Raw genomic sequence first — 25,300 nt, forward strand, 5'->3', positions numbered from 1 at the left:
GCTGCGATCTTTCCATTACCAATCGTAGCCTCGCTCCGCTCGACAGCTCCTACAGCGTTAACCCAGGTGCTCCTGATCCAGCAGAATCGCACTGTCCAGCGTATCCAGCAGAGCCTTGCGCACTTTCAGTTTGGTGTTCTTGTGGGCTGTCATGTTGATCTTCTTCAACTGACGCGCCGCTTCCAGGGCCGCGCCCTGCAGTTCTTCGGCCGACACCACCTTGTCGAGGAAACCGGCATCCACGGCGCCCTGCGGATTGAACATCTCGGCATTGATTACCGAGCGATGGAACGCCGACTTGCGCAGGCGATCACGGGCCAGTTCGATACCGGCGTGGTGCATGGTCATGCCGATCTGCACTTCGTTCAGGCCGATGCTGAACGGCCCTTCCACACCAATGCGATAGTCCGCCGAGAGCAGCAGGAACGCACCCTTGGCCACCGCATGCCCCGGGCAAGCGACAACGACAGGGAAAGGGTGCGACAACAGGCGGCGGGCCAGGGTCGAGCCGGCCGTGACCAGGCTCACCGCTTCCTTGGGACCGGCGGTCATCACCTTCAGATCATAACCACCCGACAAAATCCCCGGTTGCCCGGTAATGATCACCACCGCCCGATCCGCCGTCGCCTGGTCCAGCGCTGCGTTGAACGCGGCAATCACATCTGGCGAGATGGCATTGACCTTGCCGTTGTTCAAGGTCAGGGTCGCGATACCGTCTTCGAGATGGTAGGCAATCAAGTCGCTCATGACGCTATTCCTTGTAAGAGAAGTGACGCAGACGTTACTCACCGCCGCAGGTCAGGTAAAGCGCCGTGACTGACTCACCGGTCAGCCCGAGGCCCTGCAAACAGCCTGGCCCGCCCATCCTGCTTCGCCTTCATCTATAGAACAGCGTCTGCATAGCCCCGAAGATTGGCCGGTTTGCCATGACCAAGCGCGTTTTAAATGCTCGACCAAGCTTAACCGCATGAAAATTCTGAAAAAAACCTTTGCCATCGGAAAAGCTTTCGACTACATTAGCGCGCCTCGACAGACTGAACAGTTTGCCGAGATACGGTGAAGTGTCCGAGTGGCTTAAGGAGCACGCCTGGAAAGTGTGTATACAGGAAACTGTATCGAGAGTTCGAATCTCTCCTTCACCGCCAAATTCGATACACACAAAACCCCTGGTTTTCCAAGAAAACCAGGGGTTTTGTGGTTTCTGCCGTCTGAAAAAATGACGATAGGGGCAATGGCCCCCAGGTGATACGCCGGCAGCGCAAAAGGTGTGGATTTCCTAACCTTGACTCCGCCACCCAAATGACTATCCCCCCATGTAGCCGTGCTACAAAACGGCCTGTTCAACGCGTGGGAAAACTCCGATGCCACCGCTCTCCAACGGCAGGCCCTCCAATCGATTCGGCCTGTTTTGCGTAGCCAGTTTCCTTCTGTCCATTTCTTATGGCGCCACTTTCCTGGTCTCGCTGCTGGTGTCCTCCCTGGGGGGAACTGAGCGCGATGCAGGGCAGGTCTTTGCCGTTGCCATGACGAGTACCCTGGTCGCGGTGGTCGCCTCGGGGCATTTGATGCAGCGCGTAGGCGCTGCACTGTGCATGGCCCTTGGCGCTGTATTTCTGGTCATTGCATCCATGGGGTTTGCGCTGCTATCGGGTCTTGGCATCGGTTTGTTGGCCTGCGGTTTGATGCTGGGGATCGGGTGGGGATTGTTTTACACGGTTGGGCCCATCATGGTCGCAGCGATGGTCGAGCCAGCCAGGCGGACTCATTGCTTCGCGCTTTTGTCGGGCAGCATGTTGACGGGGATCGGTAGTGGCCCGCTTTCAGGCAAGTTGGCCAGTTCCGTTGGGTTACCCATCCAGACGGCTTTCTTCTTTGCCGCCGCCGCGGCATTGCTGGGTGGGGTGTATTTTTGGTGGCTGAGAACGGGCTTTGCCGAAGTGGAGCGCCGGTCTGGCGATAAGGCTCGGATGGGGCTGAGATCGGCGACGGATGTGCTGCGCTCACGTTCAGCGTTGTCCATTTTGATGGTGGGGCTGGGGGGCGCGATCTTCGGTGGCCTGGGCAGTTTCCAGACCAGTTATGCAGCCAGTCAGGGGCTTGACTACTCCCTGTTTTTCATCGGTTTCATGGGGTCGGCTATCGTTTGTCGGTTGTTGATTGCCGGGTGGGTGGTCAGCCGTGACCCTTTCGCGACTTCTTGCCTGCTGACCACGTTGATGTTGGTCGCCGTGACGGGGTTCGGTGTGTGGGTCCATGACAGTCTGAGTTATGGGTTGACCGCCGCCTTGCTTGGGGTCGGTTATGGTCTCAACTATTCGGTCATTAATGTCTTGGCTGCCAACGAGGCGCCACTTGGGCTGACCGCACAAGCACTGCTGCTTTTCAGCCTGTCCTACTTCATTGGCGTATTCGGGTTTCCCTTTATCGCCGGCAAGCTCATCAGCAGCACGGGCGTGAATGGGATGCAGCTTAGTGTCGGATTGATCGCTCTGTTTGCCTGGGCCTTGAGTGTCAGTCGCTGGCTGGCCTGGCGATTCTGGAAACCAGCCTCTCTCTCTCCCTCGGAATGAAATACTCTCCGCTGGCGTGCGATAGCTTCCCGGTGGGGGTGGGAGTTTGAGCACAGGTGCAAGAAGGTCGTGAAGACTGAAGACTGAAGACAGAAAGGCACGGCAAATTGCTTGATGAACGGCTGCTCGTGGAACCTCGCCACTGAATAGCATCAGGCAACCTCACAGCAGTATCGGGCAAAGGTTTCTGGGCACATGCCGTTAAGGTTCTCCTGGAAGAGCGTCTTATCAACTGCATTGCTGTGAGAGAACATCATGACCAGATGGATTAATTTCGCTTGGCGCGTCCAGGCGCTTGCACTGTCTTTAATATTTTTTACGAACAACGTCTGGGCTTCGGAAAACACCCCGCACGCGAATGCGACGCTGGTCCGCCAGGCGTTCACTCACTGGCAGCAGGGCAAAGGCACGGTGTTCGATCTGCTGGCGCCCAATGCGAAATGGACCGTGGCCGGGACGAGTCCTGTTTCCGGTGTCTATAACAGCAAGGCTGAGCTGGCCCAAGTCGTGCGGCCGATTACCGCGCGACTGGCAACACCGATTGTCCCCACGGTGCAGAGCATCGTTGCTCAGAATGATGTCGTGGTTGTTCTGTGGAACGGAACAGCCATGGCGCTTGATCGCAAACCCTACAACAACACCTACCTGTGGCACATGACCTTCAAGAATGGTCAGATCATTGAAGTCACAGCCTTTCTGGACACTTACGTGCTGAACGATCTTATCCGGCGCGTAGAACCCCCACAGTAGTGGCTGGACTATCTTGTTGGCTGTGAAGCAGTTCGCTTTTGCGTAGTGTGCTCTGCAAAAGGTTTACTCGATTCAGAACAAAAACTGGAGATGCGTGGTCTCTGTCAGTACCCCAAGTTCGTCTCTCCCTGAGGTCGCACATGAGTCTGATCGATTGCCCTGAATGCGCTTCCAGAATTTCCGACAAGGCCTACGCCTGCCCACATTGCGGCAATCCTTTTCGGGAGCCGAGTTTCCGCCTGACCGAAAAGAACGTGGGGCAGATTGCCGGGGTGACCGGCGTCTGGCTCACCGCGCCCTGGATCGCGCGGATGGTCTTTGGCGTGGTGGCCGTGATTGCGGTGGCCGCGGTGTTGATCTTGCGGTGACCCGTATCCGCGATTGTCGGCTTATGTATTCAACGGCAACTGCGGACTGTCCGGGTTCAACTGCTGCCGCCTGAACTGCCCCGGCGGCTGTCCGTGTATCTGGCGAAAACGCCTGGAAAAATAGGCCTCGTCGGCAAACCCGCACAACCTCGCCACTTCGCCCACTGGCCGTGTTCCGTTGAGCAAGTAATTGCGCGCCGCATGCATCCGACGTTCGAGCACCAGCTCGGTAAAGGTCTTGCCAATTTCCTTGCGCAGCCAGTGGGTCAGGTAGGTCGGTGACAGGTAAGTCGCCGCGGCCACCTTGATCAGGTTGAGGTCGGGGTCGGCGATGTTCTTGCGCAGGTACTCGGACATCCGGCCCAGCGCATCGCGTCGGCTGACTTCGGCGGCGTTCTCTTCGGCCAGGCGCTTGAGCGGCTCGGCGTACAAGGCGCAGACGCTGCCGATCAGTTGCAGCAACAAGCCCTTGAGCATCTCGCGGGTGCCGAACTGACGGTTCTGGTCCAGGCCACGCATCTGCTCGATCAGCGCGCAGGCTTTGGCGAAATCCTCATCCCCCAGAATGAAGTCCAAATGTTCCTGGAAACGGAACGGCGACAGTTCCGGCGCCAGCAGAATCGAGACTTCTTCCAGGTCCATCGGGTCGCATTGCAAATGCGGCAGCAGGAAGGTCTGGGAAAAATTGATCACCATGAAGTTGCTCTCGGCCGGGTGCGGAATCACGTGCACGCGGTGGGGCAGGATGAAGGCCAGGGTGTTGCGCGGGAACGGACGTTCGACGTTGCCAATGTGTTGCACGGTGTCGCCACCGAGGTTGATCTGGATCTGGAAATACTCGTGGCGATGCGGGCTGGTTTCGGCGCGCCGGCCCTTTTTGTCGCGAATGTAGAAATCCGTCAATTCGCTGCGTTGCTGCATGACATAGGTAGGGACTCGGCTCGGTGATGACATCTCCAGGGAATCCTTTGCGGTGCATGGCGGTGATGACGATTGTGACGGTGTATCTGGATGACTTTCAAGAAGTCATACGATGACGAGGCCGTTGGCGTGAATTTTCTGTCTCTCGAAAATGTAGGGCGCTTGTCCAAGAATGATAAATTCTGCTTTGTTAATTTATGTTTTAAAAACAAATAGTTAACTTGAACTTAAAAAGAATATGAAAAAATTCACCAATCTGATTTTTTTGGACAGGTTCCTTGGACGCGGTTTTAAACGGGAAAAATGATCTAACAGCTCAGTTGATTTTGATTTGTTGTACGACCACTGTTGAGCCACGCAACCCGACCCTCCATCCAAAAACAATCAAAAGGTGCGCACATCATGAACCTGTTCCTGCTTCTCGCTGACCCTCCCGACCGCTCCTGCAACAGATCCTGTTGCAAGGTCTCTTCGAACACCTGACATCGGCTGTTCGCACCTTTCATTCCTGTAGCGATTGTTCTGCCCCGGCATCGAGGGCATTGATTTCGGCTGCTCGTAAACATTTCGACGCTTCTAACAATAACGAGGTCCACTCATGTCGAATTCCCACACCTCCCAGACCGCCGCAGCACCGGTGGTTGCCGGCGCCCGGGACGCCGCAGTACCAGAACGCCTGCCGTCACGGCGGCGCTGGTTCATGCTGTCGCTGCTGCTGATCGCGACGATCATCAACTACATCGACCGGGTGAATATCTCGATTGCCGCGCCGTTCCTCGCCAAGGACCTGGGCCTGGACAAGATCGAGATGGGCCTGATTTTTTCCGCGTTTGCCTGGACCTACGCGATCGCACTGGTGCCCGCCGGCTTCATTGCCGATCGCTTCGGTTCCCGGTTCACATACGGGGTGTCGCTGATCAGTTGGTCGACCGTCACCGTGTGCCAGGGCTTGGCCACGGGCTTCGCTTCGCTGTTCGGTCTGCGCCTGGCCGTCGGCGCAATGGAAGCGCCGGCTTTTCCGGCCAACAGCCGGGCGGTCACGGTGTGGTTTCCGGCGCGTGAACGGGGCCTGGCCAGCAGCATTTACGTGTGCGGCCAGTACTTGGGCACGGCGCTGTTTACCGGTGCGCTGCTCTGGCTGGCGACCACTTATGACTGGCGCCATGTGTTCTACAGCACCGGCGCACTCGGCATCGTCTTCGGTGTGGCCTGGCTGTTTTTGTATCGCGACCCGATGAACTGCAAGAAAGTCAGCAAGGAAGAACTCAAGTACATCGAAGCCGGGGGAGGGCTGGTCAAGAGCAGTCAGGAGCGTACCCGCTTCAACTGGCGGCAGATCGCCGAGCTGTTCAGCTATCGGCAGGTCTGGGCGATTTGCATCGGTAAGTTCGCCAGCACGTCGGCGCTGTACTTCTTTCTCACCTGGTTCCCCACGTACCTGATCGAAGAGCGTCAGCTGACCATGATCAAGGCGGGGATCTTCGCTGTGCTGCCGTTCGTGGGCGCGACGGTGGGCATCCTGCTCGCCGGGATCGTGTCCGACCTGCTGATCCGTCGCGGCTACTCGCTGTCCTTTGCCCGCAAGTTGCCGTTGGTGGTCGGGTCGATGCTGGGCATGTCCATCGTCCTGGTGAATTTCACCGACTCGAACGTGATCTGCATCGCCGTGCTGACGGTTGCCTTCTTTGCCCAGGGCATCGCTTCGTCCTCGTGGGCGGCGGTGTCGGAAGTGGCGCCCAAGGAACTGATCGGGCTGACCGGCGGGATCACCAGCCTGGCGGCCAACATCGGCGGGATTGTCACCCCCATCGTGATTGGCGCGATCGTCCACAAGACCGGCTCATTCGCCTTGGCCTTCTGGTTCATCGGTGGCGTGGCGCTGATCGGCACCTTGTCCTATTCGTTGCTGCTTGGCCGTTTGTATCGCATTGAACTGAAGGCGCGCTGAGCCCGGAAAAAACCGTTTTTCTCCAACACGAGGCGGCATTCCTCCAACTTCGCCAGGGATTGCCGCCGTACGCTGACGCTTCCAACAGGACTTTTATCAGGATGAACATGCCCGAGTATGTCTTTACCCCGGACCTGCCAGTGACCTTGCCGGTTGTCGGCACCCCGCAGCGTTTTCCCGTCGGCCGGGTCTTTTGCGTTGGCCGCAACTATCCCTGGCCTGATACCCAGGGTGAATCCCGAGTGCCACCGGTGTTTTTCATGAAGCCTGCCAGCTGCGTGGTGGAAGCGGCCGGTGAGGTGGCGTTTCCATCGGTGACCGAGGAGTTCGCCCACGAAATCGAATTGGTCGTGGCCATCGGTGAGGGCGGCGCCAACATCCCTGAGAGCCAGGCGTTGGCTTATGTATGGGGCTACGCGGCGGGTCTGGATCTGACCCGGCGTGATGTCCAGCGCATGGCCAAGCGCAACGGTTTGCCATGGGAGGGCGCCAAGGTGTTCGACGGCGCCGCGCCAATGACCGCCATCGTGCCGGTCTCCCGGGCGGGGCACCCCGATGGCGAGTTGTGGTTGAACGTGAACGGCCAGGAGCGCCAGCGCGACAGCCTCGACAGCCAGATCTGGTCGGTCAGTGAAGTGATCGCCCGCATCTCCCAATCGGTGGCGTTGCGGGCCGGCGACCTGATCATGACCGGCAGTCCGTCAGGCGTCGATGTGTTGCAGCCGGGTGATGTCATCACGGCTGGCATCGACGGTATTGGCGAATTGGAAATGCGCGTCGGTCCGCGTTTGTCTTACTGAATTCGAGAAAGGAGAACCCACATGTCCAACACATTGAAAGTGGCTTTGGTGACTGGCGCCGGCAGCGGGATTGGCCGTGCGGTGGCCCTGGGCCTGATGGAAGACGGCTACACGCTGGTGTTGGCCGGCCGCCGGCCAGAGCCCTTGCAGGCATTGGCCGAGTTGGCGGCCAGCCAGGGTCGCGAAGCCTTGGCGGTGCCCACTGATGTGCGCGACCCGGTCAGTGTCGATGGGCTGTTTGCAACCATCGCCGAGGTCTACGGACGCCTGGACGTCGTGTTCAACAACGCCGGGGTCAACGCGCCCGCCGTGCCGCTGGATGAGCTGACGTTCGAGCAGTGGCGAAACGTGATCGACACCAACCTCAACGGCGTTTTCCTTTGCGCCCGTGGCGCCTTCGGCCTGATGCGCCGGCAGCAGCCCCAGGGCGGACGGATCATCAACAACGGATCGATCTCGGCCCACACCCCACGACCGTTCAGTAGCGCCTACACCGCCAGCAAACACGCGGTGCTGGGGCTGACCAAATCCCTGGCCCTGGACGGACGCGAATACAACATCGCCTGCAGCCAGATCGACATCGGCAACGCCCTCACTGAGATGTCCGTGCGCATGACCAAGGGCGTACTCCAGGCCAACGGCAGCATCGCGGTGGAGCCGATGGTGGACGTCAAGCACGTCGCCGACGCGGTGCGCTACATCGCCGGCCTGCCGTTATCGGCCAACGTCCTGAACATGACCGTCATGGCCACGGCCATGCCGTTTGCCGGTCGCGGTTGAGCCAGTCTTTTTTATTCTGTTACGAGGTCTACATGAAGCCAGAAGTCTTGCAACTCAGCCCGATCCTGATCCCTGAAATCAACGCCCGGCTCAACGAGCTGTTCACGGTGCGGCGCTATTTCGAACAGGCCGACAAACAAGCCTATCTGCAAGAACACGGGGCCAATATTCGCGGTGTCATTACTGGCGGGCATACCGGCATCAGTCAGGCGCTCATGGCCCAACTGCCCAAGCTGGAAGTAGTGGCGGTCAACGGCGTAGGTACCGATGCCGTGGACCTGGCCTACGCCAGGGATCGCGGAATCCGCGTGACGGCCACCATCGGCGCGCTGACCGAAGATGTCGCCGACCTGGCGATTGGTCTATTGATTGCCGTGTGTCGCGGGCTGTGCACCGGTGACCGTTACGTGCGCTCAGGCCAATGGCCCCACAGCCCGACGCCACTGGCCCCGCTGCCATTGGCCCGTCAGGTGTCCGGCATGCGCATCGGCATCGTCGGCATGGGCCGGGTCGGTCGCGCCGTGGCAACCCGCGCCGCCGCGTTCGGGTGCTCGATCAGCTACACCGACTTGCAGCCCATGAGTGACGTGAGCCACACCTTCGTCGCCGACCTCAAGCAACTGGCCCGCGACAGCGACGCCCTGATCCTCGCGGCCGCCGCCGACAAGGCTGAAGCCATCATCGATGCCGAGGTGCTGCGTGCCTTGGGCCAGGGCGGGTATCTGATCAATGTGGCCCGGGGCAAACTGGTCAACGAGGCCGACCTGGTGGCGGCGCTGACCGCTGGTGAAATCGCCGGTGTGGCGCTGGATGTGTTTGTCGATGAGCCGCATGTGCCCGAGGCATTGTTTGGCAATGAGCAGGTGGTGCTGCAACCCCACCGCGCGAGCGCGACGTTGCAGACCCGCACGCGGATGGGGGAGATGGTGGTGGCGAGTCTGGTGGATAGTTTTGCTGGGAAGGTGCCGCAGGGGTGTGTGACGGGGTGAAGGTTGGCCACTTCAGGGAAGCTTGAGGTGGCGATGCAATTGCATCAGTCGTATCCGGGTGGGAGCCGCGTCGCGACCTGGCTCCAACACCTGGCAATCTCCTTGGCAATGCTGCCGCGGCCTTTCCTGGGCTCCAGCTCATCACTTGCACTGATGTGCTCCAGCAGCCACTCATCCGTCCATCCCGCCCATTCACCCGCCACGGACCTGAGGTTCGCTTCGAGCACCGGGAACACTTCATTCCACAGGATGCTGTGGATTTCCTTTGGCGAATAATTGGTTTCAAGGACTACGCGAGCGATGTAGTTGTAGGTCAGGTCGTCGATCTCGGTATCCAGGAAGAACGAGGAAAGGGCCTGCCAGGTTTTCAGGCGGTTCGAGTCGACAGGGTTCATGTTTTTGTCTCGGGATGTGTAGGTGATAAGCCCATTTGGCCCAATGCTGCCGGCTAAATCGCCTGCTTGCCACTGTATGAGTCCCTCTGCTGCCAATAAATCGTTGTTGTTAAAAAACACAACCAGAGTACCATCGGCTCAAAGACAAGGAAGCCCATGGATATACTCACGCCATCACGTTTTGACGACGCTGCGATTTTGTACCCGAACGACAAGGCCGGGCTTGATCGATGCCTGCGCATTTTGAGGATGGCGCGCCCCAAAGCGTTCGCGGACCTGCAAAAGCTTTTCGGTACGCACGGTGTCGACTTGTTCAAGCCCAGAGCCGCAATGAACTGGGTGGTGATCGACGTAGGCGGCAATAATCTCAGGGTGATAGGTGGCGTCAACTACACCCGGCAGAAGATCTACGTCAAACACATCTACACGCATGCCGATTACGACGTTGCCAACGTCTGGTATGCAAGAAACAAAGGGGTAAGACGATGAGCGCAGCCCGGAACGACTTTCAAACCGTGATCGCAACGCTTGGCGAGCTACATGCGTTACTGGATCGCCTGCGCGGTGAGTTTGTGCATGGCATCAAGACCCCTGCCGACTATGAGCGTGCGACCGACCTGCTCGATGCGCTCACCGACGGGCGCGAACTGAGCAAGACTGAGGAGAAAATTCTCGTTGAGCTCGAGGACGAAATCCTGGCCTACCAGCGCAACTGCGAACAGTTTCGCGAGTCGAATGCCGCTTTTGAGGCGACCTGCACGCCTGTGCAATTGATCAAGGATCTGATGGAGACGCTCGGGCTCACCGGTTCAGACCTCCCTGAGATCGGTGATAAAACGGCGGTGTCCAAAGTGCTCAATGGCGATAGGCCTATCAGCCACAAGATGGCGTATGCGCTGGCGGAGCGGTTTGCGATGGAGCCGAGTGCTTTCTTGACCGCGACTTCAGCAAAGGTGGCGGCTCATATCGAAACTGTCCCTCTTTCCGTCAGTAAAACTTCAGCTCATTACCTTTTGCACGGGGATTCTTTGATCGCATATTCAGTGGAAGAGGCCGGTGCCGGTGAATACAAAGTAGTGACTTCGAAGGGTCGCAGAAAGACGGCCAAAGAGCCGGACAAGGGGTAGGGCAATTATCTGCTGATCAGGGGGCCGGGTTGGTTGTCGATCCACGGGAGCTCAGGATGATACGCGGCCCGATACATCGGCCATTGCAGCCAATCCCCGAACCCTCTATAAAATCTCGCGCTGGCATCGCGTTCCTCTCGACCGCCGTTGGCCATGGATATCTGACCCGCACGGAGCATCATCGTGAGCCAATCGCCACGCCCCCTCAACTCCCGAACTGACATTTTTCCGCGCGTTACGTCCCGCGTCCTGCGATATACCTGGAGCCTCACCTTACTGACCCTGCTCACCGGCTGTGGAGCGCTGTCGGATGTCCGCTCTTTCTCCACCCCTTACTCAACGCCTGACGGTGGCGAGACCGCGCGCTTGCGGGTGATCAGCGATGGCATGGTCAGGGCTGTACCCAAGTCCGATTGTGTGGACTTCCGCCTGCCGGGCGCGGGTGTCATGGTGGCGTTCCGCGATGGCTACGCCAATCGCAACGGCGAAAGCCTGGGTATGCCGGATGACGACAAACACTCATCTTCCACGGTAATGACTGAGCTGCTGGTGCCTGCCGGGCAGCCCATCGCGTTTCATTACATAGGTGCTCAATGCTACAACATGTTCCGCTTTGTCCCTAAAGCAGGGGCGGACTACCAGCTGGACGCCGCGGGGCGATACAAGTGCACGGTGACCCTCAAGCAACTGTCCGTGAAAACGACCGAGCTTCCCCCTTTATCCTTGGAGGACAGCAAACTGTGCAGGGCGACGGATAACTTTTAGCGTGGAGGGTTTCCAAGGACGCCATAACGTTGAAAAAGGAGTTTCATCATGAGCCCCACCCCCACGTTCCCGACCCGCCGCCTCATCCTCACACCTCTTGAGCTGACGGATGCACCGGCAATTCAACAGCTATTTCCCCATTGGGAAGTGGTCCGTTACCTGGACAGCCGCGTGCCCTGGCCTTACCCGGATGACGGCGCGCTGACGTACGTGCGCGACCATGCGCTCCCCGCTATGGCAGCCGGACGCGAGTGGCACTGGATGATCCGTATTGCCGAAGAGCCGACACAGAGCATCGGCAGCATCAGCCTCTACGACCAGCCCGGCAACAACCGTGGCTTCTGGCTGGCGCCGCAATGGCAGGGAAAGGGTTACATGCGCGAGGCTTGTGAAGTGATCAATGCCTATTGGTTTGAAGCGCTGGGGCGCCCTGTCATGCAAGTGCCCAAGGCAGTGGGCAACCTTGCTTCGCGCAGGATTTCGGAGCACGAAGGCATGCGCCTGATCGGGACGCAGGAAGGGGATTTTGTCTGTGGGGTGTTGCTCAAGGAGGTCTGGGAGATGACGCGTGACGCGTGGCTTGAAAGGAAGGCCAAACCTGGAGCGCATTGAACGGAATCAAGCTTCGTCATCATGAGTTTCATCGTCGACATTGATCAAGGAAGAACACATGCAACCGTCACTCAATCGAATCATGCTGTATGTCCGGGACGTTCAAGCGACCTGCGATTTTTATGAGCGTCATTTCAGTTTTACCAGTGAAAGAAAAACCGATGACCGCGTCACCGAATTGAGCCCTGCAAACGGTGGCGCGATCCTGATGGTTCACCCGGCAGGGAAGGCCGTTAAAACAGGGCAAGTTACCGTAAAGCTTGTCTTTGATCTCCAGGATGTCGAGGGTTTCAAGGCAAAGTGCCTGGCCCAAGGCCTGAAGTTTGGCGCTACGCACAGGGCGGACGGTTACTCTTTCGCCAACGCCAAGGACCCCGACGGTAATTCCATTTCCATCTCCAGCAGGGCGTTTGCATGCCGCTGAACTTTCAAAAGATGCATGCCAATGGCGATGACTTCGTTATTGTCGATTCGCGAAATTCGGCCAACCCGGTGACGAGTGCCATGGCCCAGCGAATGGGGGATCGGAACTTGGGCGTGGGCTTCAACCAACTCGCGGTGTTGCTCGATTGCGACGATGCCGATGCGCGCGTGATGTTCTGGAACGCGGATGGCTCCGCGCTGGACGTTTGCGGCAGCGCAACACGGGGAGCGGCGGATATGCTGATGCGCGAAGCAAATGTTGCTTCGGTAGCGCTGCGCACCAACCGTGGTCTGCTCACGTGCGAGCGTACCTCAACCGGCGACATTTCCGTCGACATGGGTGTGCCACTTTTCGGCTGGTCGGACATCCCCTTGGCGCAAGCACTGGACACCGCTGTGTTGCCACTTGCCGGCAGTCCAGCCGCGTGCAGCATGGGTAATCCGCACTGCACTTACTTTGTGGGAGATTTGGCAACCGTTGATATCGCGACCATCGGCCCGGCCATCGAAACCCACGCGCTATTCCCACTCAGGACCAACGTTCATTTTGTCCAGATCATTGATCGCACGCATATTCGGTTGCGCATCTGGGAACGCGGTGCTGGGGTCGCGCTGGGTTCAGGTTCTTGCTCGTGTGGCGCGGTTGTTAATGGGATTCGTCGTGGTTTGTTGGACAGCACCGTCGAGGTTGAATGTGATGGCGGGTGTGTGACGGTTCGCTGGGATGGCGTGGGCGCGGTCTTTCTTATCGGGCCGGTGGAGGCGAGTTTTTCGGGGACCATGAGTCAAGGCTGAGTCGGTAGGTGTTTCAATCCCTGGCACTGGGATTTGCAGGACGTTGTGCATCATTAAATCAAAAGGAAGTTTTATTCATGTCGGAGCAACGCATTCGCCCCCTCGCTCTTTGTATCTTTCATCATCATGGAAAAATACTGGTCAACCAGTTCTACGATGCCAACAAAAAGCAGATGTTTTTTCGTCCCGTTGGTGGTGGCATTGAATTCGGCGAGAGGAGCCATGATGCCATCGTCCGAGAAGTGCAAGAGGAACTGGGTGCCTCGATCAGTGACCTTCGACTGATTGGCACTTTGGAAAGCATTTTTACCTACGCCGGCAAGCCTGGGCACGAGATCGTCCAGGTCTACGATGCAAGGTTTGACGACGCTGATCTCTACGAAAAACCTTGGCTGGAAGGTTTTGAAAGCGACGGTGCATCGTTCAGAGCAACATGGTGCTCCAGTGCCAGTTTCACGGCTATATCCCCTCTGGTACCTGAAGGGCTTTACGATTTACTTAAGTCGGCTTCGCTCCTGGAATGAGTTGGATCAGCTAAGGTCATCAATGATCCTGAGCCACGGCCAGCGAGCTTGATAACTTTTCGCCTTCTCATCGAACAAATCGGGCTGAGGGTTCTTTGGATTGATACGAAGAACACCTTGCTCGACGTCAACTAGGCCATAGGGCGCATAGATTTCACCGGTCTCAACATCCAGTCCAATACACGTACCCGCAATCAAGTAACGATCAATGCCATCCTTGGCCGACCGCAACTGAGGATAAGGCTTGCCAAACCGCTGACCGTACCAAAGGTGGACGCGGGCCTGATTTTTGACTTCGATGTTGACGTCGAGGTCCTGGAACAGCCGCTGCGCGGCGTCGATCACTTCATTCTCGGCTTCCCAAGACAGATCCGGGTCGAAGTAAAAAACGTCGTAATCCTTCACGCCCCAAGCGGGTGGCTGCTGCGTCTGATGATTCCAGACGGCTTGGAACAAGCAGCCAGCGGTGAGCATGCATTGATTCAAGCCGAGTGAAGGCACGCGCGAGGTGATTTGCGCGTTGATTGGATTGGTCATGGCTATCCTGACCAAAGTTTCGGCCGTCAATGTCATAGGCATCCCTTTTGGAATCGATCCGGTCCTGGCGCCCCAACAAATGTTTGAGCAAAATCAGGTGAGCAAGATACCAAACGAATGGATTTCAAGGACGCCCAATGCAATTGCAAAGCAGGCCAGTGAAGGCTGATGACATCAAGACCCTCTGCAGCTTTGCGCAGGACGCTCGGGAACTGTTCTATATGTTCCCGAAAGCCCAATACCCCCTGACTGAGGCTCAGCTGTCTGACGCCATCGCTCAACGATTCGATTCGACGGTCATCGAGGCTGGGAACCGTGTCGTTGGTTTTGCTAACTTCTATCGGGCTGAAACAGGTGGAGTTTGCTGTATCGGCAATGTCATCGTTGCCCAAGAGGCACGAGGTAAAGGCGTTGCAACCTTTCTTGTGGAAACGATGACGGCCCTGGCGTTCGACCGTTATGACGCCACTGAGGTGCAGGTATCGTGTTTCAATGAAAACACGGCAGGCTTGCTGCTTTATCCAAAGCTGGGCTTTTTGCCCTTCGCTGTTGAAGAGCGAGTTTCTCCAGACAGTCGTAGAACCGCACTCATCCATATGCGTCGCGGTAGAACGGGCCGCCCCTAGATCCTTTTGAGCGGCTACCGCCAGAAATGCCTGAAAACCCAAGCCCATCCCAACGCGACTGATTTACAATACCGCATCTTCGACAGAGGCCGGTATTTCGTGGATGCGTTTTCCCTTGTCTATCAACACCTGAGCGCATGGGTGATCGCCCCCATCACCCAGCAGTTCCTCGACATCTTCAACTTGAACGGTCGGTTCGGAGTCCTGTTTCTCTGCGCTTCGTACGGTGTCGCCTATGGCCTGTTCCGTTTCAGAAAACACCGCCACCTGACTGACGCTCGTTCGTTCTGGCAATTCATCGGTGGTCGTGGGGTGTACCTGCATCGTTCGGCGTTGCTGGACTATCGCTACTACTTCGTCCGGGCGATTCTCAAGATTGCCTTGGTGTTGCCCATTGTTCATCTGGTCGATCCGTACATCCTGCGCTCCGGGGATTACCTGGCTTTTTTCAGCAACCTCTGGGGCGCGCGTCCGCGCCTCGGTGAGAATTTTTCGCTCGCGTTGCTTTATGGGCTGGGGGTGTTCCTGGTGAAGGATTTCGTCCACTACTGGGCACACCGGGCGTTTCATTCGCGCTGGCTCTGGGCGTTTCACAAGGTGCATCACTCGGCGCCCGTGCTGGTGCCGGCCACCGCGAGTCGGATGCATTTTGTGGAGAAAATCGTCGAGAAGCTCGGCATCACCGCCTGCCTGGGTCTTTTCGCGGGTGGCTTCTGGTATGCCAGTGGTGGTGAGATCAGCCGCTACACGTTGTTCGGCGTGACGTACCTGGTGTTCATTTTCAATAGCCTGGCGGCCAACCTGCGTCACACCCATGTCTGGCTGTCCTTTGGTCCGGTGCTGGAACATGTGCTGAACAGTCCGGCCCAGCACCAGATCCACCACAGCGATGCACCGCGTCATTTCAACCGCAATTTCGGCGTCAACCTGTCGCTGTGGGACTGGATGTTCGGCACGCTCTATGTCACCAGCACGCAGCCTGAGCACTTGCGTTTCGGCACCGGAGAACAGGACCACCAGCGTTACTTGACGGTGTATAGCCTGATTGTCACGCCTTTCGTTGAAACTGCCCGCAAGTGCCTGCCCGCGTTTTCATATCAACGCCAACACGCCACAATGCGCCCAACGCCTGCCATCGGATCAGCGAGTGCTGACGCGGGCGAGGTTGAGCGAAAATCCAGCAAGGAACGCCCATGAATTTCTTCAAGAAGCTCTTCGGTTCATCGAAAGCCCCTGAAACCCAAGACGACCAGCCCGCGCCGCAATCCCACGAGCTTGGCGACCTGACCGAGGCTGAAGCCGCCAATCTGGCCGTCCGGGAAGCCGGCGCAGCGTGCCTGGATCGTCATTGGAGCGCTGTTGGCACGGTCGAGCGGGATGTCCTTGCCTACCTGATCAGCCCGACCTTTTCCGGCGGCCCTTACTGGCCTTCGACCCGCCAGGCCTACCGCGTGGTTCGTCGTGGCGACACGATCATTCTCGCCACTGAAGGCCTGTCCGATCCATTCGATGATACGGAAGGAATGGGCAACGGCTTCGAGATGGAATTGTTCGTCGAAACCGCGGATATCCCCGAGCACGCCTATGGTCCTGTGGGGGAGGTCGATCCTTTCAAAGGCAGCTGGGCTTTCGAGCTGCTGGAGCACGTCGCCAAAACGGTGGCCGACGCTGGCGGCATCACCCACCAACTCGACCAATACGGGACGCTATCCCTTGAACTGCCAGGGCTCAGCCAATCGCACCACATGGGCGATCAACTGCCCAAGCTCTTCGTGACCGATGACGACTCCACCGGCGTTCTACTCGGCGCCCCGGCGCCGGATTTTCCTACCCAACTGGATGACATGCCCTTGTCCCCGGTCAGATTGGTGCCGGTGGTATTGATTACGGCGGCGGAGCTGGAGTACGTGCGTTCGGGAGGGCGAGCGGCGCGGGAGGATCTGGTGAGTCGTTTGAAGGCGGCGGGTGTTGGGCATATGAGCAGCTTGCATCGGGCGAGTGTGGTGTGATGCTGGAGCCGGTCATCGAACCTGGCGGTATCCCTTTGGCCTCCTGCTGACTCTTTCAATCCCATCTTCAAGGACGAACCCGTGACCGCATCCCCCGCCAAACTCATCTTCCTGCCCGGCGCCTCGGGCAACACCCAGTTCTGGCATCCGGTCGCTGAACGCTTGGCCCACCCGGCGCAGCAAGTACACATCGGCTGGCCCGGTTTTGGAGACACGCCGCCTGTGCCTGACGTGACCGGCATGAGTGACCTGGTGGCGCGTGTGCTGGCCGAGATCGACCGACCCACAGCGCTGGTGGCGCAATCCATGGGCGGTATCGTCGCTGTGCTCGCAGCACTTGAACGCCCTGAGCTGATCACCCACCTCGTGTTGACCGTCACCTCGGGCGGGGTGGACATGTCGGCGCTGGGCGCACACGACTGGCGCCCGGATTTTGCGGCGGCCAACTCGACACTGCCGAGTTGGTTTCTCGACGACCGCACCGACCTCACGTCTCGCTTGATCGAGTTGCGCATGCCGGTCCTGCTGCTCTGGGGCGACGCTGATCCGATCAGCCCCGTTCGTGTTGGCCAGTACCTTGCCCAGCTGTTGTCCCGCGCTGAACTGCACGTTTTTCCTGGCGCCGATCACAGCCTGGGCTTCACTCACGCAGATGAGGCGGCGAGGCTGATCGAGAGACATCTGGCGAGCGAGTAAGCGGAGCACTTGTTATCAAAGTGTCGGACTGATTGTGCGGCGCGGCGTGTTTCAAGACCTCCAGGACCCAATACCTTTTTCGAGACATCAATGACTGACTACCGCGGACTCATCCTCGAAGACACCCGTGAAGGCGCCACCGAGCGTGCCATCACGCAACTGGAAGCCAGCCTGGGGGCTCGCTTGCCGGACGACTATCGCCAATTCCTCAAGACCTGCAACGGCGCCTATGTGGAATACGATGTGCTGGCGACCCTGGCCAATGGCGATGAGGAACTGCTCAGTTTTTCACTGTACGGGCTGGACCCGGACAAAGAATATGAATCCAACCCCTTTGAACTGGAGCAACTGCGGGCCCAGCCCGGTTTCCCCGCAACGGGATTGTTGCCGATCGGTCGCGACGGCGGCGCGAGTATCTTGCTGCTGGACCTGCGGGAAGGGCGCCAGGACGTGGCGGCGATGGTGGCGGGCCTACCTGCCTGGACCGGTCGCCGTCAGCAGGGCGATGAGTACGTGGTGCTGGCGGATTCTTTCAATGGCTATCTGGATTCGCTGCATTTATCGCAAGAGCGGATCGAGGAGCATATCAATCACTTCATCATTAGCCCTGAGAGTATTGAGGCGACGTTGGAGTGGTTGGATAAGGGCAGTCCGGGGTGGCGGGAGCGGTATCGGGAATTGTGGAATGCGAGGGTTGTGGATCGGTTGATTTGAAGACTGATTGGGTGGATGAATTCCGGTCTTGTCCCCTGGAGGCTGTTTACCTCTACTTCCCAAGTCGTCGCCACCAATCGGCAGCATTACGGGCGTTCGTAGCTTTTTTAAAGACTGCGGATCTTGGCGATGCTTCCAGATAAAGCCGGCCTTCATCTGGAAGCAGAGATATAGGTAAAAACGATCTGTTGATTCGAGCAGAATTATCTTGGCTGTCTTGCCTAAGGCTTCAGGCAACAATGTTAACTTTCGATAAGCTATGAGCGATGCAAGTGGGCGCTATAGACACGAAGCGGCCTGGGTCAGCACAGTAGCTGTAACTTCGATCTTCAGTCAGCAAGGACATCTCATTGAACGACTCTGAACATGTGAAAGAACTGTGCGCCCGTTTCAACTCCGGAGAACATCTGAAATTTACGTTTTTCTGGGGGCACCAGCGCAGCAAAATTGCCGTTACGGCTTCGTGCTTCAGCCAATGGTTCGAGGCCGGGTTCATTGTCGAGGGGCAACATTACCCGACAGCCGAACACTTCATGATGGCCGAGAAAGCGGCCTTGTTCGACGATCAGGAAATTCGTGCGCAGGTGCTCCACGCACCTACTCCTAATGCCGCCAAGGCACTTGGCCGCAACGTGCGCGGATTCGATGATCAGGTTTGGCTGCAACACCGATACGACATCGTCGTTCGAGCGAACCAGGCCAAGTTCTCTCAAAATCCGCAGTTGAACGAATATCTTCTACAAACCGGTTCGAGCGTTATTGTCGAAGCCAGCCCGGTTGATAACATCTGGGGTATAGGGCTCGCACAGGACAACGCGGATGCGAACAATCCGAATCTGTGGAAAGGCTTGAATCTGCTGGGATTTGCGCTGATGCAGGTGCGGGACGGGGAGTAAGTTATCCCTTCGCCGCTTGAATCCAGTCCTCAGTCGAGACGCTCGATGGCGCGTGCAAGATTTGCGTGTGCCTGCTGCTCGAATGCGTCGAAGTACGCTGCGGTCGTATAGATCCGCCCGCGCGCCTGGAATCCCTCCAGGACCTGGCGCCGCTTTTGGCGGTACACAGGCAGAGGCACAAATTGGTACTCGTGGCGAATCTGTTGGTCGTATTCCTCGAACCGTTCGAACGACGCTCCAAGGATCGCCAGATCCGTGTCCACCAACACCGCTTCGTCTGCCGACTTCGGGGCGCCATCGTGTCGCGTCACCATGATCAGGTCGTAAAGCCTGCGTCGCGTTTCATCGCCCAGGCCGCTATCACGTGCCACGTCGTCCAACCATTGCGCGCTACGCAGCTCGTTGTCGCTGCGAAGGGGCTCGTAGATCGCGTCATGGAACCACAGCGCGAGGTCGATTTCGGCGGGGGCCTGGCAGGCCGCATTGACGAATCGGCGCACTTGAAGACATTCCTTCAGGTGCTGGAGGGTGTGGTAAGCGCGATGCGGCTCGCAGTAATGTCGAATGAGTTCTTCGTACGTCTCTCGTGACGCGCATACGACGCCAAGCTCGGCCCAGACGCGAGCCCAGGCGTCGAAATCCGTGCCATCAACTGCGTCGAGGTCGCCCTGTGGGCTGGCCGGGAATAGACCGTTCTCTTCTGGCGAACCCGTCATCGTTTCTCCTGCACTTCAAAAATGAAAAAGATAATTATTGGGCATCACCCGCCGGCGCGTCGTCGGCATCGTCTGCTGGCGCTCCGTAAGGTGCGCCAATCTCGACCCGATCAGCCTTTACCCAACCGGTATAGTCGTCGCCGCTCTTGGCGATGAAGTTCACTTCCAGCCATGATTCGTCTTCAAGGCTGGAGTAAACGGTGAGAGAGTCGCCGGGGATTACGAAAATCTTCTTATTGGCACAGGCTTCATCTGGCGCTTCGTGGAAATGCAGGCGCCCAGTGCCAATGACCTTGCCTTGCACTGACGGATGAAACTCAGGCACCGTTCCGGAGATCTTTTCCGCCAGGGCCGAACAGTTGACAGCGGCCTGGCTCAGGCTGCTGAAAAGGCACAGGCACAATAAGCTTGAACGCAGATACATCGTGGCGAATCCGTTTGGGGTGGAGGCGTAGGATAGTTAAGTCAGAAACTATTGGGAAAGAGACATGAAAAAAGGGGACTGGAAAAAGTGCAGAAAGAGGTGCTCATCTGCAAATACCCTGCTATCCAAACCATCCACTCAGCAACACCGCGCCCAACGCGACTAACGCGGTATTGAGACAGACCAGCGTGAAGCCAAACCTTACCAGTTCGCCTTCCTCCTTGGCCTGGGTCTTGGCAAGTCCCAGGATCAGCATGACAACCGACAGCGAGCCCAGCGCTGCATGCCCTGCCGAGCTGTTCTGGACGGCAGCCAACAACAGGCGAGAGGATTCGGGCAACATCGCGATGGCCGGCATGAAGATCGCGTTGCCGCCAACATTCGACCCCGTCATGTAGCCTGACAGCGCGCCAAACAGGGCAACCAGCGACATCGCGGCGGCGGGCGACAGGCCCGCCAGCATTTGCATCAAGCCCGCGAGGAAGCCGGCCTTCACCATCATCTGCGACATCGCGAGGAAGAAGAAAATGGTCAACAGTGGTCGCTTCGCCCGCGCCACCAGCGCAGCAGGCATACTGACGTCGAGTGCTGTCTGGCGTTGTGTGTGGCGCGTGTGAAACCCTAGCCCGATCAGCACCAGAACCAGTGCCAGGCCTGGTGAGGAGAGTGGCTTCCAGGTGACCTGAGCGCCCTGTACAACCCAGTGATCCTGCCAGGAGGTGATCGCCCACACCATCTTCAATGCGACAATGCAGACAATCAGCACCAGATACGGCCATGCCTGACGCGGCCATTGCACTGCACCGCGCTCGCTATCGTTGCGGCGCAAGCGCCACAGCCCAGCAGAGAGTACCGCTGCGGCCGTCACCAGGCCCGCGGCCACGCCGGCCACTTCCGGCCCCAGCCACCGACTGGCACTGTAAAGCACGCCAACAAACGGCAGCCAGAAAGCCCCCAACGCCCTCCATTCCCGCGAGTCACGAACGCCTGCAAGAGATAGCGCGATTGCACTGAGGACCAAAAAAACCGGTGCGCTGGTCAGTGCCGAGGTCGATGCCAGCGCGGTTGCGTCCAAGTGAACCAACGAAGCACCAATGACCGATGCCAGGCCCAGTGTTCCCCAGGGCATGATTGCCATGCCGGTCAGTGCTATTCGTAGCGCGATCCGACGCTCGAAGAGACTGAGCAGCAGGGGCACCGTGGCGATCAACGACACGCCGAAGCCGGTCATCGCTTCGAGCAGCGGTGCCAGTCCAAGAACGATAAACACTACTTGATCGCCGCGCCCAAGCCCCAGTGACTGCACCCATCGGCTAAGCGCCAGGTTGACGCCCATGCGCTCGATAAAAATCACGAAGACCAGACCTGGAACGATCACGAAAGCCGTACTTGCAAACAGCACGGCCGTATCTTGAGCGGCGGCCACCATACTGCCTAGGCGCCACGCGTCTGCAGCGCCGGCGAGCCAGAGCACCAGGACCAATGCAGTGCCTGCAATGGCGGCGTGCATGGGGGGCCGGCGCAGCACGACAAGCATGGCTGTAACCAACAGGACAGGGGAAAGATGGAACAGTGCGAGCATGCCAATAATATCCTGTGTGTGTTGCGACTAAGGCTGCGTACGCAGACTGCTGGCAAGATAATATTTCTCTTGGCTAGATAAAGGGGCGCGGTTTTCTGTTAGTTTTCGAGAAAATTTCTCACGGGTTTGCCATGGCCAAAAACGACGCAGCACTTGAATCGTTGGACAAATTCGACCGTGCCATCCTGGACCTCGTCCAGCGCGACAACACGATGCCGCTGCGCCTCATGGCCGAGCAGGTCAATCTTTCCACGGCCGCCGTTCAGCGCCGTATCAAGCGGATGGAAGCGGGGGGCGTCATCACGGGCAACGTAGCCATCGTGGATCCCACCGCCGTAGGACGGCCGATCACGATCATTGTGGAAGTGATGGCAGAGCGCACCAGCATCGAGGCACTGGAGGCGATGAAGGCACACTTCGCGGTGCCCGAAGTTCAGCAGTGCTACTACGTCACCGGCGAAGTGGATTTCGTCCTGGTATTAACCGTTGCCAGCATGAACGAATACCAGACGTTGGCGCGGCGATTGTTTGCCGAAAATTCCAACGTGACCTGGTTCAAGACAATCGTGGCGCTGGACCGTGTGAAAGTCGGGCTTAATGTGCCGAGCATGCCTGTGGGGATCGTCATCTAGCCTTCTTATCAAGCTCTCCAGGTGATTGCGCCAGAAACGCCGCGATCAGCGATACAACCTGCTGCTGAATCACCCCACGAGCACGGCCGCCATCCCCATCCTGACAAATAATGCCATCTCCCGGCACGTGCTCTTCGAGGATCTTCTGCGCACCAGGTTTGCACATCGACATGAAGCTGAAATGGCTTGCGTCTTTGATCTCGACATAGCGGCTTGTCGCCGAGGGCAGGCGCTTGGCCAGGTTGGCAGATTCCAACTCGGCGGGAAGCTCTCGCGACGGTACACCGGCCGCGATCACCAGGGCGGGGACAGGCAGCGTGACCAAGCTTTTATCGGTCAGGCCCCGTGAAAGGCCCAGGTCCAATGTCACCACCGCAGTGATGCGTTTATCACGCCAATCGGCGGCCAGTTCGGCCTTTGATTCAGCGGTGCTGGCGGGATTCATCTGTTCGTAAACGGTGCAACTGGATAACTGCGAATGGGCTTTGCAGTCTTGGGCGAAGCGCTCTGGGTCGAAGCGAGCGCCGGCGATTTCCAGGGCGGTCCAGCCGCCGAGTGAATGGCCCACGGCTGCAATTCGTCCATTGGCGACCCGGCCAAATTTTTCAGGTTGAGTCGTGACCGCATCAATGACCCGACGCAGATCGACGGGCCGCTGCCATAACTGCGCCGCTGCTTGCGGGCTGCGGTCATGGGTGGTGCTGCCGGGGTGGTTGATGGCGGCGACGATGTAACCCTTCTGGGCCAAGGCACTGGCCAGCCAGATCTGGTTGCTCCAGTTACCCCGGTATCCGTGGGAGAGCACCACCAATGGGTGTTCGCCGGCAGTGGGCGGCGCGTTACGCACGGCAGAGGCGCCGACAAACACCGCGTTATCGGCGATCAGTTGCGCGGTTTCGGTGGTTGCGCTGGGGTACCAAACGACCATCTCCAGTGCGCGGCCATTGTGCGGATCCAGGGTGGAAGATTGGAAACCGATGGGGTTTTCGTCAGCAAATGCGATGGTCGTCAGGCAAGCCAACAACAGGGCGCCGAAAGCTGTTTTCAATGTCGTTTCTTCCTTGATTAGACGAATGATGGGGTCGATAAGCACGGGCATTAAAGCTCAGATTCGAACCGCTGCGCATAACTTTTATCGACTAAAAACCTAGCCCCCGAAAGCAAACTCCGACGGTGCGAATCGGTCGCTGGTGTCCATACGAATATTGCGCAGCGCCACGGTTTCCAGGTGTGACGCGTAGAGCGACTCCGAGAAATAGCTGATCAGAATGGAACGACGGCGTGCGCCGATCACGTTCAGGCTACCCGCGTGCACCAGGTCGACATCGAACACCAGGATGTCACCGGCAGAGCCTGAAAGCTGTACGGCACGGGACTCGTCATTGAAGTCGAAGGGTGGGGCGCCTGGCTCAGGTCGATGGCTGCCGGGGACGATCCGTGTCGCGCCGTTCTCGAGGCCGTAGTCGTCGAAAAAAGCCAGGGCGATGGCGATGTCGCCTGGCCGCTGGGCTGACAAGTCGCGGTGCAGTTGTTGGTGGCCGTTACCCGCCAGGGGCTCGCGTCCTTCCACTTGGGAGAGAAAGAATCGCTCGCCGATCAACTCACCTGCCACCGCCAGTAGCTGGGGTAGACGACATACGGCCTGAATCTTCGAATCATCGTCCAACATCGAATAGCGCCAGTCCATGCCGCGGGGCACTGGCCATTGGTCCGACGGCCGCACACCTGCATCGAACACGGCACGAAGGTCGGCCAGCCACTCGCTCGGGATCGCTTGACGGAGCAGGGCGTAGCCGTCTTGGTGGAGTTGTTTGTGGTCAGGCATGGTTTTTTCGACTTCCTTGTGCGGACCTTTGGAAGGCTAGTATGCAAACCAAAGTGGGACCACCAGCCCTTGATGAGTCAGGGGCTCTGTAGGAGCTGTCGAGTGCAACGCCGTTCAAGCGGGAGCAAGCTCTCGTGGAACAAATTGCAACCATGTGATTTTTAAGGCTGAAAATACATATCGATCGTTCCCACGCTCCTGCGTGGGAATGTCGCCAGGGACGCTCCGCGTTCCGCTTCTGGAAAGTGACGCAGAGCGTCACGGGATGCATTCCCACGCAGAGCGTGGGAACGATCAAAAATAGATACCTCGTGGACGTCGCTCTAGTTCCCTGCGCGACAGCGCAGCGTCGAAGACGTGGCGGGGACTCCTCGCCACAGGTTGTCGGCTTGCAGGCTTATTTGGCTGGCAGGCTTATAGAGTGGAACCTGCCGGTGCAGCATCCAATCGTCGCGCAATCACATCCATCACATCACACCCATCACGCAGTGGGATGCAGCAAAGCTGCGCCAGATCTTGCAAGGTCGCGGGGTCGATGGTCTGTTCATCGCGCATAGCCAAATTCTCCAGGAATTGGGTGGCGGCACGGATTTGGTAGGCTGCTGAGTCGAGCAGGATGTGCAGCGGGGCGGTGGTATCGACGTAGAGGGGGGGGGCGACGGCGTTGCTGGTAAGGCCCATGTATTGATTCATAAGTAAGCACCACTGGATAGTTTTTGCCCACTGCGGGTCGCCAAACCCGGTCGCCATCTGGGCGACGGCAAAACTATAGACAGACGCCCCCACAAAAACGACGCAATAGATGGATAGGCAGGCCAATTCCCAACGATATGTAGGACCTTTCTGTAGCCCCACCCCCCATGTTCGCCTTTCATC

Annotated in this window: 32 protein-coding genes and 1 tRNA gene; 23 read left to right on the plus strand and 10 right to left on the minus strand. The window is 58.2% G+C overall.

Annotated elements, in window-relative coordinates; translation table 11 throughout:
• Nucleotides 1-57: 57 nt before the first annotated feature.
• On the minus strand, nt 58-747 hold the full coding sequence (locus KGA89_RS16410) for a crotonase/enoyl-CoA hydratase family protein (RefSeq protein WP_013693979.1): 690 nt from the start codon (nt 745-747) through the stop codon (nt 58-60).
• Between the two features lie 308 nt (nt 748-1,055).
• On the opposite strand from KGA89_RS16410, the gene KGA89_RS16415 reads away from it, so the two are divergent.
• The 4 genes from KGA89_RS16415 to KGA89_RS16430 all read left to right on the plus strand — a co-directional run bounded on the left by KGA89_RS16415 (nt 1,056) and on the right by KGA89_RS16430 (nt 3,688).
• Nucleotides 1,056-1,145: transfer RNA gene (locus KGA89_RS16415), tRNA-Ser, on the plus strand.
• A gap of 216 nt (nt 1,146-1,361) precedes the next feature.
• Nucleotides 1,362-2,570, plus strand: coding sequence for an MFS transporter (locus KGA89_RS16420; RefSeq protein WP_223472044.1), 1,209 nt, complete (start codon nt 1,362-1,364; stop codon nt 2,568-2,570).
• A gap of 267 nt (nt 2,571-2,837) precedes the next feature.
• Nucleotides 2,838-3,320: a nuclear transport factor 2 family protein gene (locus KGA89_RS16425; protein ID WP_223472059.1), complete on the plus strand. Its 483-nt coding sequence runs from the start codon at nt 2,838-2,840 to the stop codon at nt 3,318-3,320.
• A 140-nt stretch (nt 3,321-3,460) separates the two neighbouring features.
• Entirely contained in the window at nt 3,461-3,688 is a 228-nt protein-coding gene (locus KGA89_RS16430) for an integrase (protein WP_003204158.1), read from the plus strand.
• A gap of 21 nt (nt 3,689-3,709) precedes the next feature.
• On the opposite strand, the gene KGA89_RS16435 is transcribed toward KGA89_RS16430, so the two are convergent.
• Nucleotides 3,710-4,642 carry a helix-turn-helix transcriptional regulator gene (locus KGA89_RS16435; protein WP_027911477.1) on the minus strand — a complete coding sequence of 311 codons (933 nt, stop codon included), beginning with the start codon at nt 4,640-4,642 and terminating at the stop codon, nt 3,710-3,712.
• A 565-nt stretch (nt 4,643-5,207) separates the two neighbouring features.
• Between KGA89_RS16435 and KGA89_RS16440 the strand changes: the two genes are divergently transcribed.
• The 4 genes from KGA89_RS16440 to KGA89_RS16455 all read left to right on the plus strand — a co-directional run bounded on the left by KGA89_RS16440 (nt 5,208) and on the right by KGA89_RS16455 (nt 9,126).
• The gene (locus KGA89_RS16440; protein WP_223472045.1) at nt 5,208-6,557 is read left to right on the plus strand and encodes an MFS transporter; all 1,350 of its coding nucleotides are present in this window, start codon (nt 5,208-5,210) and stop codon (nt 6,555-6,557) included.
• A gap of 101 nt (nt 6,558-6,658) precedes the next feature.
• On the plus strand, nt 6,659-7,357 hold the full coding sequence (locus KGA89_RS16445) for a fumarylacetoacetate hydrolase family protein (RefSeq protein ID WP_223472046.1): 699 nt from the start codon (nt 6,659-6,661) through the stop codon (nt 7,355-7,357).
• A 21-nt stretch (nt 7,358-7,378) separates the two neighbouring features.
• A complete protein-coding gene (locus KGA89_RS16450; protein WP_223472047.1) occupies nt 7,379-8,137 on the plus strand; it encodes an SDR family oxidoreductase in 759 nt (252 codons plus the stop codon).
• A 32-nt stretch (nt 8,138-8,169) separates the two neighbouring features.
• Nucleotides 8,170-9,126 (plus strand): 2-hydroxyacid dehydrogenase, encoded by a 957-nt coding sequence (locus KGA89_RS16455; RefSeq protein WP_003204146.1) that lies wholly within the window; start codon nt 8,170-8,172, stop codon nt 9,124-9,126.
• Nucleotides 9,127-9,170: 44 nt separating this feature from the next.
• Here the strand turns inward: KGA89_RS16455 and KGA89_RS16460 are convergent, their stop codons facing one another.
• On the minus strand, nt 9,171-9,521 hold the full coding sequence (locus KGA89_RS16460) for a hypothetical protein (RefSeq protein WP_223472048.1): 351 nt from the start codon (nt 9,519-9,521) through the stop codon (nt 9,171-9,173).
• A 156-nt stretch (nt 9,522-9,677) separates the two neighbouring features.
• On the opposite strand from KGA89_RS16460, the gene KGA89_RS16465 reads away from it, so the two are divergent.
• The 7 genes from KGA89_RS16465 to KGA89_RS16495 all read left to right on the plus strand — a co-directional run bounded on the left by KGA89_RS16465 (nt 9,678) and on the right by KGA89_RS16495 (nt 13,767).
• The gene (locus tag KGA89_RS16465) at nt 9,678-10,010 is read left to right on the plus strand and encodes a type II toxin-antitoxin system HigB family toxin (RefSeq protein ID WP_223472049.1); all 333 of its coding nucleotides are present in this window, start codon (nt 9,678-9,680) and stop codon (nt 10,008-10,010) included.
• Complete coding sequence (locus tag KGA89_RS16470; protein ID WP_223472050.1) at nt 10,007-10,648, plus strand: type II toxin-antitoxin system HigA family antitoxin; 642 nt, start codon at nt 10,007-10,009, stop codon at nt 10,646-10,648. The genes KGA89_RS16465 and KGA89_RS16470 overlap by 4 nt, the downstream gene beginning before the upstream one ends.
• A 183-nt stretch (nt 10,649-10,831) precedes the next feature.
• The gene (locus KGA89_RS16475) at nt 10,832-11,413 is read left to right on the plus strand and encodes a hypothetical protein (RefSeq protein ID WP_223472051.1); all 582 of its coding nucleotides are present in this window, start codon (nt 10,832-10,834) and stop codon (nt 11,411-11,413) included.
• 48 nt (nt 11,414-11,461) lie between these two features.
• Nucleotides 11,462-12,025, plus strand: a complete 564-nt coding sequence (locus KGA89_RS16480; RefSeq protein ID WP_223472052.1) for a GNAT family N-acetyltransferase — start codon at nt 11,462-11,464, stop codon at nt 12,023-12,025.
• A gap of 58 nt (nt 12,026-12,083) precedes the next feature.
• The gene (locus KGA89_RS16485) at nt 12,084-12,449 is read left to right on the plus strand and encodes a VOC family protein (protein WP_003204132.1); all 366 of its coding nucleotides are present in this window, start codon (nt 12,084-12,086) and stop codon (nt 12,447-12,449) included.
• The gene (gene dapF, locus KGA89_RS16490) at nt 12,440-13,243 is read left to right on the plus strand and encodes a diaminopimelate epimerase (RefSeq protein ID WP_223472053.1); all 804 of its coding nucleotides are present in this window, start codon (nt 12,440-12,442) and stop codon (nt 13,241-13,243) included. The genes KGA89_RS16485 and dapF overlap by 10 nt, the downstream gene beginning before the upstream one ends.
• 77 nt (nt 13,244-13,320) lie before the next feature.
• Nucleotides 13,321-13,767, plus strand: coding sequence for an NUDIX hydrolase (locus tag KGA89_RS16495; RefSeq protein ID WP_027911472.1), 447 nt, complete (start codon nt 13,321-13,323; stop codon nt 13,765-13,767).
• A 6-nt stretch (nt 13,768-13,773) separates the two neighbouring features.
• Here the strand turns inward: KGA89_RS16495 and KGA89_RS16500 are convergent, their stop codons facing one another.
• Nucleotides 13,774-14,340: a nucleotidyltransferase family protein gene (locus KGA89_RS16500; RefSeq protein WP_223472054.1), complete on the minus strand. Its 567-nt coding sequence runs from the start codon at nt 14,338-14,340 to the stop codon at nt 13,774-13,776.
• Here KGA89_RS16500 and KGA89_RS16505 point away from each other — a divergent pair.
• The 7 genes from KGA89_RS16505 (at nt 14,303) to KGA89_RS16535 (ending at nt 19,245) form a co-directional block, all read left to right on the plus strand.
• The gene (locus KGA89_RS16505) at nt 14,303-14,473 is read left to right on the plus strand and encodes a hypothetical protein (protein ID WP_223472060.1); all 171 of its coding nucleotides are present in this window, start codon (nt 14,303-14,305) and stop codon (nt 14,471-14,473) included. The two genes, KGA89_RS16500 and KGA89_RS16505, sit on opposite strands and share 38 nt — an antisense overlap.
• Nucleotides 14,442-14,930: a GNAT family N-acetyltransferase gene (locus KGA89_RS16510; RefSeq protein ID WP_223472055.1), complete on the plus strand. Its 489-nt coding sequence runs from the start codon at nt 14,442-14,444 to the stop codon at nt 14,928-14,930. The genes KGA89_RS16505 and KGA89_RS16510 overlap by 32 nt, the downstream gene beginning before the upstream one ends.
• Nucleotides 14,931-15,029: 99 nt before the next feature.
• Nucleotides 15,030-16,127, plus strand: coding sequence for a sterol desaturase family protein (locus tag KGA89_RS16515; RefSeq protein ID WP_027911469.1), 1,098 nt, complete (start codon nt 15,030-15,032; stop codon nt 16,125-16,127).
• Nucleotides 16,124-16,939 carry a suppressor of fused domain protein gene (locus tag KGA89_RS16520; RefSeq protein WP_223472056.1) on the plus strand — a complete coding sequence of 272 codons (816 nt, stop codon included), beginning with the start codon at nt 16,124-16,126 and terminating at the stop codon, nt 16,937-16,939. Before KGA89_RS16515 ends, KGA89_RS16520 begins: the two co-directional genes overlap by 4 nt.
• An 81-nt stretch (nt 16,940-17,020) precedes the next feature.
• On the plus strand, nt 17,021-17,635 hold the full coding sequence (locus tag KGA89_RS16525) for an alpha/beta fold hydrolase (RefSeq protein WP_003204123.1): 615 nt from the start codon (nt 17,021-17,023) through the stop codon (nt 17,633-17,635).
• Nucleotides 17,636-17,725: 90 nt separating this feature from the next.
• Nucleotides 17,726-18,349, plus strand: a complete 624-nt coding sequence (locus KGA89_RS16530) for an SMI1/KNR4 family protein (protein ID WP_003204121.1) — start codon at nt 17,726-17,728, stop codon at nt 18,347-18,349.
• A gap of 350 nt (nt 18,350-18,699) precedes the next feature.
• A complete protein-coding gene (locus KGA89_RS16535; RefSeq protein WP_003204120.1) occupies nt 18,700-19,245 on the plus strand; it encodes an NADAR family protein in 546 nt (181 codons plus the stop codon).
• A gap of 29 nt (nt 19,246-19,274) precedes the next feature.
• On the opposite strand, the gene KGA89_RS16540 is transcribed toward KGA89_RS16535, so the two are convergent.
• The 3 genes from KGA89_RS16540 to KGA89_RS16550 form a co-directional block, all read right to left on the minus strand.
• Nucleotides 19,275-19,961: a hypothetical protein gene (locus KGA89_RS16540; RefSeq protein WP_003204117.1), complete on the minus strand. Its 687-nt coding sequence runs from the start codon at nt 19,959-19,961 to the stop codon at nt 19,275-19,277.
• Between the two features lie 34 nt (nt 19,962-19,995).
• Nucleotides 19,996-20,385, minus strand: a complete 390-nt coding sequence (locus KGA89_RS16545; protein WP_003204115.1) for a hypothetical protein — start codon at nt 20,383-20,385, stop codon at nt 19,996-19,998.
• 121 nt (nt 20,386-20,506) lie between these two features.
• Nucleotides 20,507-21,967 (minus strand): L-lactate permease, encoded by a 1,461-nt coding sequence (locus KGA89_RS16550; protein ID WP_223472057.1) that lies wholly within the window; start codon nt 21,965-21,967, stop codon nt 20,507-20,509.
• Between the two features lie 131 nt (nt 21,968-22,098).
• On the opposite strand from KGA89_RS16550, the gene KGA89_RS16555 reads away from it, so the two are divergent.
• The gene (locus KGA89_RS16555; protein WP_003204111.1) at nt 22,099-22,599 is read left to right on the plus strand and encodes an Lrp/AsnC family transcriptional regulator; all 501 of its coding nucleotides are present in this window, start codon (nt 22,099-22,101) and stop codon (nt 22,597-22,599) included.
• Here KGA89_RS16555 and KGA89_RS16560 read toward each other — a convergent pair.
• The 3 genes from KGA89_RS16560 to KGA89_RS16570 all read right to left on the minus strand — a co-directional run bounded on the left by KGA89_RS16560 (nt 22,592) and on the right by KGA89_RS16570 (nt 25,117).
• Nucleotides 22,592-23,647: an alpha/beta hydrolase family protein gene (locus tag KGA89_RS16560; RefSeq protein WP_003204109.1), complete on the minus strand. Its 1,056-nt coding sequence runs from the start codon at nt 23,645-23,647 to the stop codon at nt 22,592-22,594. The two genes, KGA89_RS16555 and KGA89_RS16560, sit on opposite strands and share 8 nt — an antisense overlap.
• A gap of 99 nt (nt 23,648-23,746) precedes the next feature.
• The gene (locus tag KGA89_RS16565; RefSeq protein WP_223472058.1) at nt 23,747-24,424 is read right to left on the minus strand and encodes a phytanoyl-CoA dioxygenase family protein; all 678 of its coding nucleotides are present in this window, start codon (nt 24,422-24,424) and stop codon (nt 23,747-23,749) included.
• 414 nt (nt 24,425-24,838) lie between these two features.
• The gene (locus KGA89_RS16570; RefSeq protein ID WP_027911465.1) at nt 24,839-25,117 is read right to left on the minus strand and encodes a hypothetical protein; all 279 of its coding nucleotides are present in this window, start codon (nt 25,115-25,117) and stop codon (nt 24,839-24,841) included.
• Between the last annotated feature and the right edge of the window lie 183 nt (nt 25,118-25,300).

Origin of the sequence: Pseudomonas sp. A-RE-22, from assembly GCF_019956035.1 — a bacterium.
GTDB lineage: Bacteria > Pseudomonadota > Gammaproteobacteria > Pseudomonadales > Pseudomonadaceae > Aquipseudomonas > Aquipseudomonas brassicacearum.